This is a genomic window from Variovorax sp. P4_D9 (assembly GCF_056401695.1).
On record NZ_JBFUIU010000171.1, the window covers coordinates 1 to 13,722 of the forward strand.

The 13,722-nt window shown below is 63.6% G+C and carries 14 protein-coding genes and 2 pseudogenes; 2 read left to right on the plus strand and 14 right to left on the minus strand.

The features are described from left to right. The first annotated feature begins 130 nt into the window (after window positions 1-130). On the plus strand, window positions 131-508 hold the full coding sequence (locus tag AC1DY5_RS19320; protein ID WP_478113885.1) for a DUF1003 domain-containing protein: 378 nt from the start codon (window positions 131-133) through the stop codon (window positions 506-508). Between the two features lie 31 nt (window positions 509-539). Here the strand turns inward: AC1DY5_RS19320 and AC1DY5_RS19325 are convergent, their stop codons facing one another. From AC1DY5_RS19325 to AC1DY5_RS19340, 4 genes and pseudogenes are all read right to left on the minus strand, one after another. Beyond that, window positions 540-974 carry an alpha/beta hydrolase family protein gene (locus AC1DY5_RS19325; protein WP_478113886.1) on the minus strand — a complete coding sequence of 145 codons (435 nt, stop codon included), beginning with the start codon at window positions 972-974 and terminating at the stop codon, window positions 540-542. Window positions 975-1,074: 100 nt separating this feature from the next. After that, a pseudogene (locus AC1DY5_RS19330) lies at window positions 1,075-1,491 on the minus strand (PHB depolymerase family esterase); the annotation flags it as partial. After that, complete coding sequence (locus tag AC1DY5_RS19335) at window positions 1,491-1,697, minus strand: hypothetical protein (RefSeq protein WP_478113888.1); 207 nt, start codon at window positions 1,695-1,697, stop codon at window positions 1,491-1,493. The pseudogene AC1DY5_RS19330 and the gene AC1DY5_RS19335, both read right to left, overlap by 1 nt. Before the next feature lie 486 nt (window positions 1,698-2,183). Beyond that, window positions 2,184-3,218: a site-specific integrase gene (locus AC1DY5_RS19340; RefSeq protein ID WP_478113909.1), complete on the minus strand. Its 1,035-nt coding sequence runs from the start codon at window positions 3,216-3,218 to the stop codon at window positions 2,184-2,186. A 259-nt stretch (window positions 3,219-3,477) separates the two neighbouring features. Between AC1DY5_RS19340 and AC1DY5_RS19345 the strand changes: the two genes are divergently transcribed. Further along, window positions 3,478-4,581: a DNA-binding protein gene (locus AC1DY5_RS19345; RefSeq protein WP_478113890.1), complete on the plus strand. Its 1,104-nt coding sequence runs from the start codon at window positions 3,478-3,480 to the stop codon at window positions 4,579-4,581. Between the two features lie 150 nt (window positions 4,582-4,731). Here AC1DY5_RS19345 and AC1DY5_RS19350 read toward each other — a convergent pair. From AC1DY5_RS19350 to AC1DY5_RS19395, 10 genes and pseudogenes are all read right to left on the minus strand, one after another. Continuing rightward, window positions 4,732-4,887 (minus strand): annotated as a pseudogene (locus tag AC1DY5_RS19350) (IS5/IS1182 family transposase); the annotation flags it as partial. Between the two features lie 102 nt (window positions 4,888-4,989). Next, on the minus strand, window positions 4,990-5,871 hold the full coding sequence (locus tag AC1DY5_RS19355; RefSeq protein WP_478113892.1) for a LysR family transcriptional regulator: 882 nt from the start codon (window positions 5,869-5,871) through the stop codon (window positions 4,990-4,992). A gap of 102 nt (window positions 5,872-5,973) precedes the next feature. Beyond that, the gene (locus AC1DY5_RS19360) at window positions 5,974-6,519 is read right to left on the minus strand and encodes a 2,4'-dihydroxyacetophenone dioxygenase family protein (protein ID WP_478113894.1); all 546 of its coding nucleotides are present in this window, start codon (window positions 6,517-6,519) and stop codon (window positions 5,974-5,976) included. A gap of 109 nt (window positions 6,520-6,628) precedes the next feature. Continuing rightward, window positions 6,629-7,039, minus strand: a complete 411-nt coding sequence (locus tag AC1DY5_RS19365; protein WP_478113896.1) for a hypothetical protein — start codon at window positions 7,037-7,039, stop codon at window positions 6,629-6,631. A 5-nt stretch (window positions 7,040-7,044) separates the two neighbouring features. Next, window positions 7,045-7,983, minus strand: coding sequence for an alpha/beta hydrolase (locus AC1DY5_RS19370; protein ID WP_478113898.1), 939 nt, complete (start codon window positions 7,981-7,983; stop codon window positions 7,045-7,047). A 78-nt stretch (window positions 7,984-8,061) separates the two neighbouring features. Next, window positions 8,062-8,883, minus strand: coding sequence for an alpha/beta fold hydrolase (locus AC1DY5_RS19375; RefSeq protein WP_478113900.1), 822 nt, complete (start codon window positions 8,881-8,883; stop codon window positions 8,062-8,064). A 100-nt stretch (window positions 8,884-8,983) separates the two neighbouring features. Next, on the minus strand, window positions 8,984-10,207 hold the full coding sequence (locus tag AC1DY5_RS19380) for an alpha/beta fold hydrolase (RefSeq protein ID WP_478113902.1): 1,224 nt from the start codon (window positions 10,205-10,207) through the stop codon (window positions 8,984-8,986). Between the two features lie 117 nt (window positions 10,208-10,324). Next, window positions 10,325-10,528: a hypothetical protein gene (locus AC1DY5_RS19385; protein ID WP_478113903.1), complete on the minus strand. Its 204-nt coding sequence runs from the start codon at window positions 10,526-10,528 to the stop codon at window positions 10,325-10,327. A gap of 33 nt (window positions 10,529-10,561) precedes the next feature. Next, on the minus strand, window positions 10,562-12,601 hold the full coding sequence (locus tag AC1DY5_RS19390) for an ABC transporter permease (protein ID WP_478113905.1): 2,040 nt from the start codon (window positions 12,599-12,601) through the stop codon (window positions 10,562-10,564). Then, the coding region (locus AC1DY5_RS19395; protein ID WP_478113907.1) for an ATP-binding cassette domain-containing protein at window positions 12,598-13,722 on the minus strand (1,125 nt) is incomplete at its 5' end. The genes AC1DY5_RS19395 and AC1DY5_RS19390, both read right to left, overlap by 4 nt.

The window sequence follows — 13,722 nt, forward strand, 5'->3', positions numbered from 1 at the left end:
GAATCAGCTTGAGGATCTGACTGAACATGCTGCATGATGCTTTCACGTTGGGCCTCTCGTGAGTGGGGTGGAAGTTCGTTTGGCGACAACTTTTTACCCCACGCATCGGGATGGCTCAACGCCTTCTGTCTTGGACAAGAGTGGGATCAACCTCGCGGTGTTCGCGGTATGGATCGCACTCAACGAGTCCCTGGTGAAGTTCGATCCGTACCCCTTCACCTTCCTGCTGTTCATCGTCTCGCTGGAGGCGATCTTCCTGTCCATCCTGATCCTCATCAGCCAGAACATGGCGGCGGAGGAGAACGAACGCCGCCACCACCTCGATCTGCAGATCAACCTGCTCAACGAACGCGAGATGACAGCCCTCCTGCGTCTCGTCACGCAGGTGGCGACGAAGCTCGGGGTGGAGGGCGAGGCCCAGCGGGAGGTCCGGAGCCTGACCGAGGACACCGACCCGAGTGCGGTTCTGCACCAGATCGTGCGCGCGGAATCGGCCCACGATCGGTGACCGAACTGCCAGGGTCGGCAGTCGCGCCGGATCAGGCGCGGAACTGGCGGGCAGCGAAGGCCCATGCCATCCGCGACGCGTCCGGTCCGCGGATGTCGCTGTGCGCTTGCCTGGCCGCGCCGCCACTCCAGGCGTGCCCAAGGCGGTCGATCTCCACCAGCGTCGAGACCGTTCGGCCTCGGCGCTTGAAGTCGGTGACCTGTGTGCCGTAGCGCTGGCCCCGTTGCACACTGCGCCGGGCGGTGGTGGAGGCGCCTGACGCATCCGCCCATGCCTGAGCCGCGGCACGACCGTTCGACGCGGCGACCACCGTGTCGCGTGTGCCATGGATCACCATGAGCGGTGGCCAGGCAGTGGCCATGCCTCCCGGGATGACCGCCATCGGCTTGGTCGAGCGATGGCCGTGCATGGCGCCGAGCGCCGAGAGGGCCGAGCTGGCGGTGCCCGGTGGAATGCCCGAATGCATCACGACGGCCGCGAATCGCTCCGGGTGCCGCGCTGCGAGCGTCCACGGCGTACATCAGGCAGACCTGGTCGATCGCCTTCATGATCAGGGCGGCCTCACCATAGGCCCGACCTGAGGCGGTGTCGAACCAGTTCCAGCATCCCTGGGAATAGGCCCGATCCTGCTCGGGGTAGAGCACGAGGAAGCGCTCGCGGGCCGCGATCCGGTTCATGCCCGTGCTGGTGGCGAAGGCCTTCGCATCCTGGCCGCAACCGTGGAGCATCACCATCAACGGCAGGCGTTCAGCGAACTTGATGTCCGGCGGGCGGTTAGCGCCTAAAGCGTCGCAGCCCCGTCGCGCCCATCGCGACGCCGGGGATCCACTGACCGGCGCCGACCGGGGGGCGCCGCTTCTCCAGCGCCGGCCGGACCGCGCGGTCAATCGCGCGCGTGCCGGCCTGCCACGAGGTACTCGCAAGCGCTTCCATGCCGCGCGCGAGTACCCTCGCCATCCGCCTACCTTTGGTCGTCGCGCCATCAGCGCCGCGTCTTGCGCTTTGACGCTGTCCTGGCCGTCTTGCCACTCCAGAAATCGACGATGTGCTGCGTCGCGGCCGCCTGCGCCGCTCCGACCTCGCGCTTCGCAGCCCGCGTGGCCTGGCCACGCGCCGCGCCCATCGTCTTGTTCGCCGCGCTGAGCCACATGCTCATCAGCGGATTCTTCTTCGTCCAGGGATTGCTCATGAGGAACCTCCTTGCACCGGAAGCCGGTCCACCGAGGGTGGGGCTTCGAAGATTGCCGCACTGCTGCAAAGGAGCTTGCACTTGAGTAGCCGGGCTCCTACGGCACGACCTTCGATGGATCGAAGCCACGGATGCGTGCGACGCGCGGCCTTGGCGCGATGCGCGAAGCTCGCGCCCCTCAAGCGTCTCCGCGCCCGTCGCCACCTCGCTCGTTGGCCCACTTCWTCGCAAGCTCTTTTGAGCGTTCGAGCGCCTGCTGCGCAGTGTCGAATTTCTCAGGGTCGAGAACGARGGTACGAATGTCGTCGCTGGGCGGTGCCTTGTAGCGAACAGTCGCCTGGAAAGATCCTGAKGGCAGCTGCTCGCCGMCGCACAAGAACTTCCATCCCTGGTACTCGAGGGTCTCCRTCTCGTCCATCTTTTCCTYCCGATCCCATTGCTTCATGACTAAATCTTCRCTTTTAGAGCGATGTAGCCAATAGCCTAYTAGATCTCGTCCGGGCCCCGCTTTCCTGAATCCATCATTCGAGCGACAGCACTCGTTTGCGCGGCGCCGGCCCGGAAGTAGCCCGTCACGACATCCGCACTGCGGTGGCCGGTCATGGCCATCGTTTGTTGCAAGGGCATGTTCTGCCTTCCGGCTTCTGTGACGAACCCCGACCGCAGCGAGTGCGCCGAGAAATCATCTCCCACGCCGGCCAGCGCACACCGCGCCTTCACGATGTCCCGAACCGCCGTCCCCGAGAGCCCGTCGGTGCCGAGCTTCCCGTTCTTGAGGATGCGCCGGAAGAGGGGCCCCGAGGTGATGCCGCTGGCCTTGAGCCAGGCCTCCAGCGCTTCGGCCGCCGATCCGACGACAGGCTTCACATCCTCGGGCCGCACCTTCCCGTTGTGGTTCGTCTTGGAGCTGGCCAGCGTGTAGAGAAAGTTCCCCSCATCGACCCGCCGCAGGTTCTCGTAGACGGCTTCGGAAACCTCCGARCGCCGGCGCCCGCCCGARGCCCAGGCGAASAGCAGCAGGGCGCGRTCMCGCTTCCCCTTGAGCGAGTCRTCGCAGGTCTCCAGAACCGCCTCCAGCGGCTCCTTGGTCAGCGCGCGCTGCTTGTGGGGCAGGGCGTTGCGCTTCGCGTAGGCTTTTCTTGTCTTGCTCAGCAGCGCCTTCACCGCGGCRTCCACGCACGGATTGGGCTGCTTGGCCAGATGGTGGGCCATCGAAAGGACCGAGATCCGGTGCATCAGGGTGTTCAAGGCCGGCGCACCCAGCTTGCCCTTGAACCCGGCCTCGACCAGGGCCTCGTCGATCGCGGGCGGCAACTGGTGTTCCAGTCCCGCCTTGGTCGAGCGCTCGGCGTGGTCGACGATGAACTGGACCACGACCGGCACCGGAACCGGCAGCGCCATCTGGCGGCCGTAGCGCGCGCCGAACCAGGCCGCCCAGTAGCGCATGGCGGCGCGATACGCGAGCCGCGTGTTGTCCGATTCGCCCTCGGCCATGAGGTCGTGCGCGGCTTCCTCGGCCATGTCGGAGAGCTGGCCGGGATCGAGCAGCGCGTGGCTGCGCTTGAGCGGGATCAACGCCTTGGACGATGGCATTTTTTCAGCAGGATTCATGGGCGACCTCGAAGACCTTCCAAACGACGAACGAGCCACAAGCCCAGTCCGAGCATGCTTGTATTTCTGTGCTTTTGCATACGTATTATGTATGATGTGCTACGTAAAACATAGATAGATTGCGATAATCATTTATTATCGCAAGTTAAAGACAGCAAGGAAAGCCGGCATGGATCCGAAAAGCTCGAGCGACCTCAATCACCCGATCCGAAGCGGCCGCGGAGTCCAGGAAGCCCAGGTCTGGCAAGCCGCCGACGTGCTGCTGAATGAAGGCTTGCGCCCAACGATCGAGCGCGTGCGCCAGAGGATCGGCAGCGGATCGCCCAACACCGTGAGCCCAATGCTCGAGCGCTGGTTCGCCACGCTCGGCAAACGCCTGGACGGCCATGGCGCCAACCTCGCCGACGGCGAGGCGCACCAGCTCCCCTTGGCCATCGTCCAGGCCGCCAAGCAGTTCTGGGACGCCGCGCGCCGCGAAGCCGACCAGGTGCAGGTCCAGAAGACCGAAGCGGCCCGCCGCGAGCTCGAGCTTCAGCGCAGCGCCCTGGCCCAGAAGGAAGCACACCTCCAGCAGCGCGAGGSCTCCTTCGAGCATGCCCGCGTTGCGCTCGACGAGGCCCTCGCGTCCTCGCGCCAGGCGGTCAGGGCCATGGAGGCGCAAATGCACACGCAGCAACAGGAATCGGCTCGCCTGCTGAGCGACGCTGAAGCCGAAGTGCGACGCTTGCGCAAGGCTCTAGACGAGGCGGTGGCCAGCAAGGAGGCGCTGCGCGAAAAGTCAGCCATGGAACTGCGCGACAAGCAGCGCGCAGCCGAGGAAGCCCAGGAGCGACACCTCGCTCAGGAACGCCGCCTCCTCTCTGAGGTCGATCGCGAGCGGATGGCCACGCGCCAGGTCACCGCCGAACTCGCGAAGGTGCAAAAGGCCCACGCTGCCGATGCCGAGACGGCTCGCGCGGCTCTGGTCGGTGCGCAGCAGGCGCTACAGCACGAGAAGAACGCGCACAGCGACGCGGCAGCGGCTTGGTCGTTACAGCACCAAGCGGCTCAGGTCGAATTGGCGACGCTGCGCGAGCGCGCCGCTGGAGCAGATCTGCGGGCAACCGACCTCGCCTCACAGCTTCAGCGTCTCCAAGTGCAGTCAGAACGCGAGATCACACTGCTACGAGAGAGCCATGCCTCGGCATCGGCCGCGTTGCGCGAACCAGAGGGACCCGTGGGGAGAGGCGCAGCGGCAACACCGCGCCGCCTGCCTAGGAAATCTCCCAAATAAGGATGCGCGGCGCGCCCCTCGTCGAGCACGGGTCGAAGCGCAGCAATCGAGGGGCAACAGATGGGCGATCGGTCCGCACTCGCTCGATTTATCTTGCTGATGCCAAACCGCTGCGCAGCCTGACCGATCCGCAGCATCCGGTCGGCAGGACCAGGTCAGCCCCTGGGCTTCGCCACGCTTGTGCGCGCCTTCGTAGCCGGCATCGCCGAAGGCCGCCTGCTCTTCCCCATACAGCAGTGCGCCGGCGACGCTGATGTCGCTCACGTGGGCTGCGCTGCCCACCACCGTGTGCACGAGGCCACCTTCGCGAGCCGAAAAGCCTCGCCCGACGGTTTCCGGCAAGAAGTCTCCCGCCACTGCTTCCGAGCGGCAGCCACTCTCAGCCCGACGGTAGAGGGCCCCAGGTACTCACGCGGCCCAGCCTTGCCGCGCGATGCGCGCTTCAATGAATGTCTGAAAGGCCCTGACCCTCGGACTGACGTGTTCGCGGTGCGCATGGATCAGATACACCGGTTCGCGAAGCTTGAGGCGGAACGCCTGCAGCAGTGGAACCAGCGCGCCGGCCGCAATGTCTGCGCCGATGTGAAAGTCCGCCAGGCGCACGACGCCCTCGCCGGCGAGGGCCAGGTCCCGAAGCAGGTCGCCCTGGGTGAACGAAGCCCTGCATTGCACAGGCACCGTGACCATCTCGTCGGCCCGCCGAAACGACCAGCTGYTCCAGGGACTGGCGAAACTGAAGTTGAAGCACCTGTGCTGCAACAGGTCTTCAGGCATCTTTGGCTCGCCATGCTTGAGCAGGTAAGCCGGCGAGGCGCAAACGAGCCATTCCGACTCGCCGATCCGGCGCGCGACGCGCGAGGAATCCGGCAAGACCCCGCTGTGAATGGCAACGTCCACACCTTGATCGAAGCGATCCACGAACTGCGCGCCGACCTCGATCTCGACGGCCAGATCGGGGTTCGCAACGAGGAACTCGGGTAGCCAAGGCAGGATTTGATGCTTGGCAAACGTCGTCATGGTGTGAATGCGAAGCACACCTGAAACTCGCCGCGGAAGCGCCTCGGCCAGGGAATCCGCAGCAGCCATCGCTTCGGTGACTGCACGGGCGCAGCCCTCGAAGGCGACGCCTTCTTCGGTCAGCGTCAATGTTTGGGCACCACGTACAAACAGGCGAACAGCCAAACGCCTTTCGAGGGCGGTGATGAGCTTGCTGATTGTCGAAGGGCTCAAGTCATGCCCGCGCGCGGCAGCCGAGAAGTTGCCGCTTTCGATCACCCAGACGAAGGCCAACAGCTGTGTGTAGGAGTCCATCGACGTCTCAAGCTTCTGGCTGCAGCGCCGCAATGAAGAAGGCGCCTCGCAGTTACTTCGGCAACACCTTGCCCCGCCAGTTCAGCGGATGAATTGCTTGATATAGTCCTCCGGCAGACCGAGTTCCTTGTAGTGCTTCTGGGCGGCTTCAAGCTTCGTGAACACGTCTTCGTAGCCGACCGCCACACCCTGTGGGTCGACGTATGTGTAGCCCCCCATGACGTGGAACCACGTGATCATCTCATCCACGCCTTCGGGGACGACTAGCGTGTGCGTCTCGCCAGCAGGCTCGTGCGCATAGGAGCCTTCCTCGGCGACCCAGTCGTGCTCCAGGTACAACCATCGGCCTTTCAGGACGATCGCGTGCACCGCGCCAGTGTGACGATGACGCGAGAGCACGCCGGCCTTGCGCACGCGCAGCAGGTTGACGTAATAGCCTCCGCTGGTGCAAAGCAGCAGCGGCTTGAACGAAACGGTCTTGGTGACCGGCACCCACAGGTTGTCGTCCTCCAGCCATTTGTCCATCACATTGAGATGGACCAGGTCCGGCGACATGAAGGGCACTTGAGGCAGCGCGTAAGGGATAGCGAGTTCGTCCGGCTTTGCAACGGTCGTGATGGTGGTCATCGTGTAGTCCTGGTTTGAAGAGAGTGGAACGGCAACTGGCTTGCTTCGATCGACTCAAGCCGTGTATGAATCGTAGGTATCGGTGGACTGCGCGCAAAGGTGCGCTCGGTCAGAGGGGGTGTGACCATTTGGCATCAGTGCCCCAAGCAGGCTTTACGCACGTGCGGACCTGCGAGCAACTCCGCGCCGGTTCCCGACAATGCAAACTACCCGTTCTCGAGCACGTAGCCGCGGTCGGCCAGCTTCCTCGATGCAGTTCGAGCGAGACGTCGTCAGTCGCCTTGAGGCCGCCGAAGTTCTTCTTCAGATGCTCGGCCTTCAGGATCACTTGGCCAGCCGAGAACCGGGACGCATCCCGCTGGGGAACGGCCGGAACAGCATCGTCAGCAGCCGTGCCTGGCAAGCGATCCAGCAAGTTCTTGATTGAATCGCCGAACTTGCTGACCAGGCCACGCGGCATCGTGAGCACCACGATCAGCAGGATGACGCCGTAGATCAGGCCGTGCATCTCGCTGCCCATGGAACTCAGCCAGCCGACGAGTTCGCTTTGCGCAGACACTGTTCCAAAAACAATGCGGCGCTCTCCATGGCCTGTTGTGCCTCGGGCTGCAAAGTCCCAACGAAGTGCCACGCGTGGAACATATGGGGCCAGACTTCGAGAGTCATCCTGACACGATTTTCGGCAAGGTGCGCCGCGAGGCGCATGCCGTCCGTGAGCATCAGTTCTGCTTCGCCCATCTGGACCATGATGGGCGGCAGACCGGTTACGTCGGCGAAGACCGGCGATGCCATCGGATGATTTGGCAAAGCGCCTTGCAGGAACACCCTCGCCAGGAAGACAAGACCGGCTTTGCTGTTCAAAGGGTCGATCGTTTCCCGATTGGTCATCGAGATGCCCGTGTGCTCCAGGTTGGCCCAAGGCGAAATGGCCACCCCTCCAGCCGGCAGTGGTACGCCGGCGTTGCGGGCAGCCACCATCGCGGTCACGGTCATTGCGCCACCAGCAGACTCGCCGGCAAAGACGATCCTGCTGGCTGGGTGCCCTGCATCGAGCAAGCCTTTGTAGAACCGCAGGGTATCGTCGATGGCAGTCGGAAATGGATGCTCGGGCGCGAGCCGATAGTCCGGCAGGAACACCTTGGCGCCCAACATCTTCGCAAGATTGCCACTGATGCCGTGGTAGCCGTCCGGCCCGCCCACGATGTACGCGCCCCCGTGGATATAGACAACGATGGCGTCGGTCTTGAGAACGTCGGGGATCGCCACCTGACCCGGTATCCCGCCAATGACGACATGCTCGAACGTGATGCCCGCCGGTGCAGGGTTCTGCGCCAGCATCCTGTTGTAGAGCGCCCGGATTTCGTCCAGAGATACCGTCTTGTTCTCGCCCGTCAGGACAGGTCCCAAGTCCAGCAAGCTCTCGCTCCATTTCTTCACGAAAGCCTGCGCTTCATTTGTCAGCATCGATATGCTCCAGTTGGTAGCAAAGCAGGGCTCGACGCCCTTCCATCCCCGGCCTCGCGCGCCAGAGCCAGCGCAGCCTCAGACGCTCGGATCGGAGAAGAAGCCCACGATCTCGGGRAGCACAAGCTCCGGGGCTTCCAAGGTGGGACTGTGGCCGATCTTCTTCAATCGGATCAGCTTCGCGTTGGGCAGCTCCGCCTTCATCTGGTCCGACCACGCCGGCGGACGGGGCATGTCTTCTTCGCCGTTGATGATCAGCACCGGGATCTTTATCGAGGGCAGCAATTCGACCGAGCTCTCGCGATGCATGACGCCCTTCATCGCAGGACGCAGCGACTTCGGCAGGGCGGCGATCCGATCGCGCCAGTACGCCACCATCTCCTTCTTGGCGGGGTTCTGGCGGGTGGTCTCGCCGAACATCACCCGCATCGTCATCTCCAGGATCTCGCCTGTGAAGCCTTGGTTGCCGGCATCGACCACCCACTGCGCGAAGAGAGCACCCTGTTCGGGCGGTTCGCCGCAGGCCGATGAGCCGGCGACGACCAGCGAACGGAACAACTCCTGGCGTCGCGCGATCAGACGGAATGCAACGTCCCCTCCCATCGACTGGGCCATCACGTTGATCGACCTGATGCCCATCGCATCGATGAGCGCCTGCATGTCGTCCGCGCATTGGTCCATGCTGATGATGTCAACGTCCTCGATCGCGCTCTTGCCTTGTCCGCGGAAATCGGGACGGATCACCCTGAACTTGCCTTTGGCGGCCTTGACCAGGCCGTCGAACATGGTGCCGTCCAGGAAGCAGGAGTGCAGGCAGAGGACGACGGGAAGATCGCTCTCTCCTGTGTCATCGACCCATAAAGTCGTGCCGTTGATCTCTTTGTGAGTGCCTTGTGCCATGGAAACTCTCCGTTTGTAAATCCCAATTGCCCTTGCTCGTCGGGATCCCGGCCGAGGGCAAACCTGCCGAAATAGGTTCGGCGCCACATCGACGATTTCTCTAGCGCGGAGCCTTGCCCACGCCGGCCTTCTCAAGGAAGGCCCGTACCGTCTCGCAGAATTCGAGCGGGTTCTCGGTCATCGGGTAATGCCCGGTGCCCGCCAGCACCGCGATTTCGCTGCCAGGGATGCGAGATGCGGTCTCTTCAACCTTGCTTTGATAAACGAGCCAATCGGCGTCACCACGCAGCAGCAGGACGGGCGCCTTGATCTTTCCCACCTGGTCTCGCTTGTCGAAATTGCCGTAGCCGGTCAAGTCGCCGCGCATCACTTCCGGCGTGGTGCGGGAGATCTGCCACACCACATCGCGTGCCCGGTCAGGCGGCGTGCGATAACCGGTCATGGACCGAGACCAGGCGCCGATGATCTCGGTGCCGTTCATCAGCAGCATGTCGAGGAAGAACTCTGAAACCGTCGGTGTGTAGTCCGCGCCCTCGGCCGACACGATCGCGCTGTATGCATCGGGTCGGCGCGCGCCAAGTTCCAGCACGAGATTTCCGCCCATGGAGCAACCGATGATGGCGGGCTTCACGAGCCCGAGTTTGTCCATCATCTTTTCGTTGAATTCAGCATGACGCGTCAGGCTTTGAAATGGGCCATCCGCCGGCAGTTCCGACTTCGAGTGACCCGGCGCATCGACGGCGATGACGCGATAGTTGTCGGACAGGCCTTCGAGCACATGCCGGTACATCAGGGTGTCCTGCGCTGCCGCATGGAAACAGATGATCGGATTGCCTTCGCCCGCCTCTTCGTAATAGACACGGATCCCGTCGACGACGACGTAGTGACCGTTGATCTCCTTGCCAGACGACTTCCCTGCTGGCGAATACGAGGCCGCGTCAAGCGACTCGGGCTTGCCGACTCGCTTCATCGCGTCAAACGCCCGAGCCATGACGTCGACGTAGCGCCAGGCGGCCACCGTGTTGCCTGACAGCGCAAGGCGACCCAGACCGGGCGAAAGCGCCTCGAACCAATCGATCTTGCCGTCGAGCACGCGTTGCCATTCCTCGTCGGGCCCGCCGACCTCGATCTCCGCACCCAGCGGAATTCCATCGGGAAATGCCGCGACCGCGCGGCCGGCCACGACGGCCAACGTCGAATGGCCCTTGTCGTGATTGAACTGGATCTGCCCGCTGAAATATTTGGCGGCCTTGGTCCAATGGGTGTCGGCGTTGAGCTCCGCGATATAGCGCTCCCACCAACCGTTGTCTGAAAGCTTGAACATGATCTGTCTCCGAGTATTGGGATCGTCAGTCGAATGTGGAGCAGCGGGTGATCCAGATCCCGCGCGCCTGCATCGTCAGCAACCACTTGGCTGGCTGCCTGGATGCGCCTTGATTCTTCAATGTGAAATGTTGCTGTTGGGCGGGACCGCTGGCGAACGCGCAGCTTCATGGCCGATGCTTCCATCGAAACCGCAGCCATTGGAGCCGCGCAATATCCACTTCTGCGCCACACTCTCTGCCATCGTTGGCGCATGGGGCGCCTGCGCTGCCTTCGTGCCCCATGTCGCCTTCGCCGGGGTAAACGTGATGGTTCGCTCCATGATCAGACTCCTCCTGGGAACAGCGCCGGCCGGTCAGTGGGACGACCGTTCGCGCAGCATCACCACCGCGCACAGGATGACCACGCCGTAGATCACGTCCCGGATCGAGGGCGGGATCATCGTGCCGGCAAGCAACGTCTGCAGGGCGGTCAGCAGCAGCACGCCGCCGATCATCCCGACGTACTTTCCGCGTCCCCCGGTGATGAGAGTGCCGCCTATAACGACCACGGCGATCGATGGCAGCAGGTAGGGGTCTCCCATCCCGAGGCTGGCCTGCCCGCCGAAGCCCGTGAGCATCACCCCGACGAGCGCCGAGCACAGCCCACTTAAGGCATAGACACTCATGGTCACGCGCCCGACGTTGACACCGGAAAGATGGGCCACCCGCTGGCTGTTGCCGACTGCATAGACCTGCCGCCCGAACACAGTGCGCGACAGCAGGACGATGCCCAGAAAGGCAAACAGGATCACGGCAAACACCACCGGTGTAAACGGTCCGATCCGCGCATTCATCAGCCACTTGAGAGCGGGCGGCGCGAATCCATCGGGCGTGCCGTTGCTGTAGAGCAGCGCGATGCCCTGCAGCAGGCCGTTCATCGCCAAGGTGGCTACGATCGGCGGAAGCTTGAACAGCACGATGGCCAGCCCGTTAACCAGGCCGATGAGGACCCCGATAGCGAGCACCAACGGGATCGCCCACAGCGCGGCTTCGTTGCTGCCGCGGGCCAACCCTCCGAGCAGGATGCCGCAAAGACCGATGGTCCAGGGCAGCGACAGATCAAGCCCCCCGGTCAGAATGACAGTGCCCTGGCCCAAGGCCAGCACCACCAGAAACGAGCCTAGCAGGATCAAGGTGTTCAGGTAACCCATGTCGATCGGGCGTCCGAGGAACACCATTGCAAGCATGATCAGCAGCAGGCACACATAAGCCGGCAACACGTAGCGAAGCGCGACGCCATGTGTCTTGAGCCAGTTCGCGCCAGCTGGCAGTTGCCGTGCCGGCGCTACCAGCCGCACTACGGGACTGGAGCGCRCCGCGTCGGCGACACGCCGCTTGACCGTCTGGCGCCACCAGTGCGCGAGTTGTGCACGAGACACACCGGTGGTGCCGAGCGCGGCTGCGATCAGTACCAAGCCTTCCACGATGGTGCCGTAGTAGGCCGGCACGTTCAACACCAACAGGATGTTGACGATCAGCATCAGGCTGTATGCACCGACGACCGAGCCCACGCAGCCGCCTCGCCCCCCACCCAGTACAGTGCCTCCCAGCACCACGGCAGTGAACGTCTGCAGCAGCAGGGGCACGCCCACCAGCGGATCCCCCGTCGCGGTCTGCGCGGTCACGAGCACGCCCGCGGCGCCATAGGCCAAGCCGGCCAGCGTGTAGGCGCCAAGCTTGGTCATCACCACGTTGATGCCTGAATAGGTCGCTGCTTCGTGATCACTGCCGACCGCGTAGAGCGCTGTGCCGAAGCGGGTTTTCTTGACCGCCAGCCAGGCCAGCACGACGAACCCGATCACCAGGACGGGTGCGGGCAATACGCCTTCAATCGCGCTGCCCGTGAAGAACCGGGTGAAGGACTCGGGCACCATGCCGCCAGGCTTGTCCATCACCACCAGCGTGATGCCGGTGAGGATGAACATTGTGGAAAGCGTGACCACGATCGACTGCAAACGCAGGACGGCCACGAAGAACCCATTGAACGCTCCCACCAATGCGCCCACACCCAAGCCGATGAGCACGGCGGTGCCTTGCGAGGCCGGGTGATCGTTGAGGTAGACGGCCACCAGCACATTCACCAGCGAGATGACCGCACCTGCACTCAGGTCGAAGCCGCCCGTGAGGATGACGATGGTTGCTCCGAGCGCCGCGACCGCCAGTGTCAGTCCACCGGAGGAGAGGTAAAGCAGGTCGGGATACGCCAGAGGCGTGGCCGACAGGAAGTTGACGAGCGCAAAGAGCACCACCAAAACCGCGATCGCGATCAAGAGTCCCTTAGCACGCCCTGGAGCCCAGCGGGCCATCAGCGATTCCGCTGGTGGCGCGAACGAAACAATTGCAGTGTTGCTCATGATTGAACCGCCTTCTGGCTAGCCGTTGCGGATCCGTGTTGGGGCGAATTTCCCAGGGCCGCACGCATGATTTCCGATTCCGAGATGGCCTCGACTGCACCGTCGATTTCACGAACGATGCTGCCGCCGTAGAACACGACGACGCGATGGCTGAGATGCACCACCTCCTCGATTTCGGTCGAATACAGGATGACTGAACCGCCTGCCCGCACGTACTCGTTGATGAGCAGATAGATTTCGTGCTTGGTACCCACGTCGACCCCGCGCGTCGGGTCGAACAGCAGCAGCACTCTCCCGCCGGCCAGCAACCACTTCGCCATGACGATCTTCTGCTGGTTGCCACCGCTGAACGAGTTGGCCGGCATGTACAACGCGCGTTCGGCAACCTGCACCTTGGCAAGGGCGCCGGCAACGGCAAGGCCCTCGGCGGCGCTGTCGATGAGCCCGAAGCGCGTGTAGCGGTCGAGCACCGGCAGCGCGGTGTTCTGCCGCCCGTCCAGGCGCAGAAACAGCGCCTCTGTCTTGCGCTCTTCGGGCACGAGCGTGATGCCGAGCTTGGCATCGATGGCGTCGCGCGGCGATTCGATCTTCACCTCGCGCCCGTCCACCGTGATGGTGCCGGAGCTTGCCGGGATGTCGCCGAAGAGCGATAGAAAGAACTCGAGCTGACCCATGCCGGCCAGGCCGGCCACTCCCAGCACCTCGCCGGGCTGCAGCGACAAGGACGCCTTGCGCAGGCGCCCGGCAGACATGTCGCGCACCGTCAGCACCGGCTCCACGTTCCGGTCCACCGGCGGCTTCGGCGGGAAGGTCTTGTCCAGCGAGCGGCCGATGATCTGCTCGATCACCTCTTCGTCCGAGATCTCGTCGATGCCGAACGTGCCCACGCTGCTGCCATTGCGCAGGATGGTCAGGCTGTCGCAGAACATGCGCACCTCGGGCATGCGGTGGGTGATGAAGATGATCGTCGTGCCGCGCGCCTTTTGCTGAGCAATGATCTGTCCCAGCCACGCGATGTCTTCACCCGACAGCGCCGAGGTCGGTTCGTCGAGCAGCAAGACCTTGGGCTCGCGCAGCGCCGCCTTGGCGATTTCGATCTTCTGTCGCAGCGGCAGATCCAG

What these genes read in the sequence shown, in the direction of transcription:
- AC1DY5_RS19325 (WP_478113886.1), bottom strand. Translation starts at nt 974, where the DNA reads ATGCATTCGGGCATTCCACCGGGCACCGCCAGCTCGGCCCTCTCGGCG.
- AC1DY5_RS19335 (WP_478113888.1), bottom strand. Translation starts at nt 1,697, where the DNA reads ATGAGCAATCCCTGGACGAAGAAGAATCCGCTGATGAGCATGTGGCTC.
- AC1DY5_RS19360 (WP_478113894.1), bottom strand. Translation starts at nt 6,519, where the DNA reads ATGACCACCATCACGACCGTTGCAAAGCCGGACGAACTCGCTATCCCT.
- AC1DY5_RS19365 (WP_478113896.1), bottom strand. Translation starts at nt 7,039, where the DNA reads ATGGGCAGCGAGATGCACGGCCTGATCTACGGCGTCATCCTGCTGATC.
- AC1DY5_RS19370 (WP_478113898.1), bottom strand. Translation starts at nt 7,983, where the DNA reads ATGCTGACAAATGAAGCGCAGGCTTTCGTGAAGAAATGGAGCGAGAGC.
- AC1DY5_RS19380 (WP_478113902.1), bottom strand. Translation starts at nt 10,207, where the DNA reads ATGTTCAAGCTTTCAGACAACGGTTGGTGGGAGCGCTATATCGCGGAG.
- AC1DY5_RS19385 (WP_478113903.1), bottom strand. Translation starts at nt 10,528, where the DNA reads ATGGAGCGAACCATCACGTTTACCCCGGCGAAGGCGACATGGGGCACG.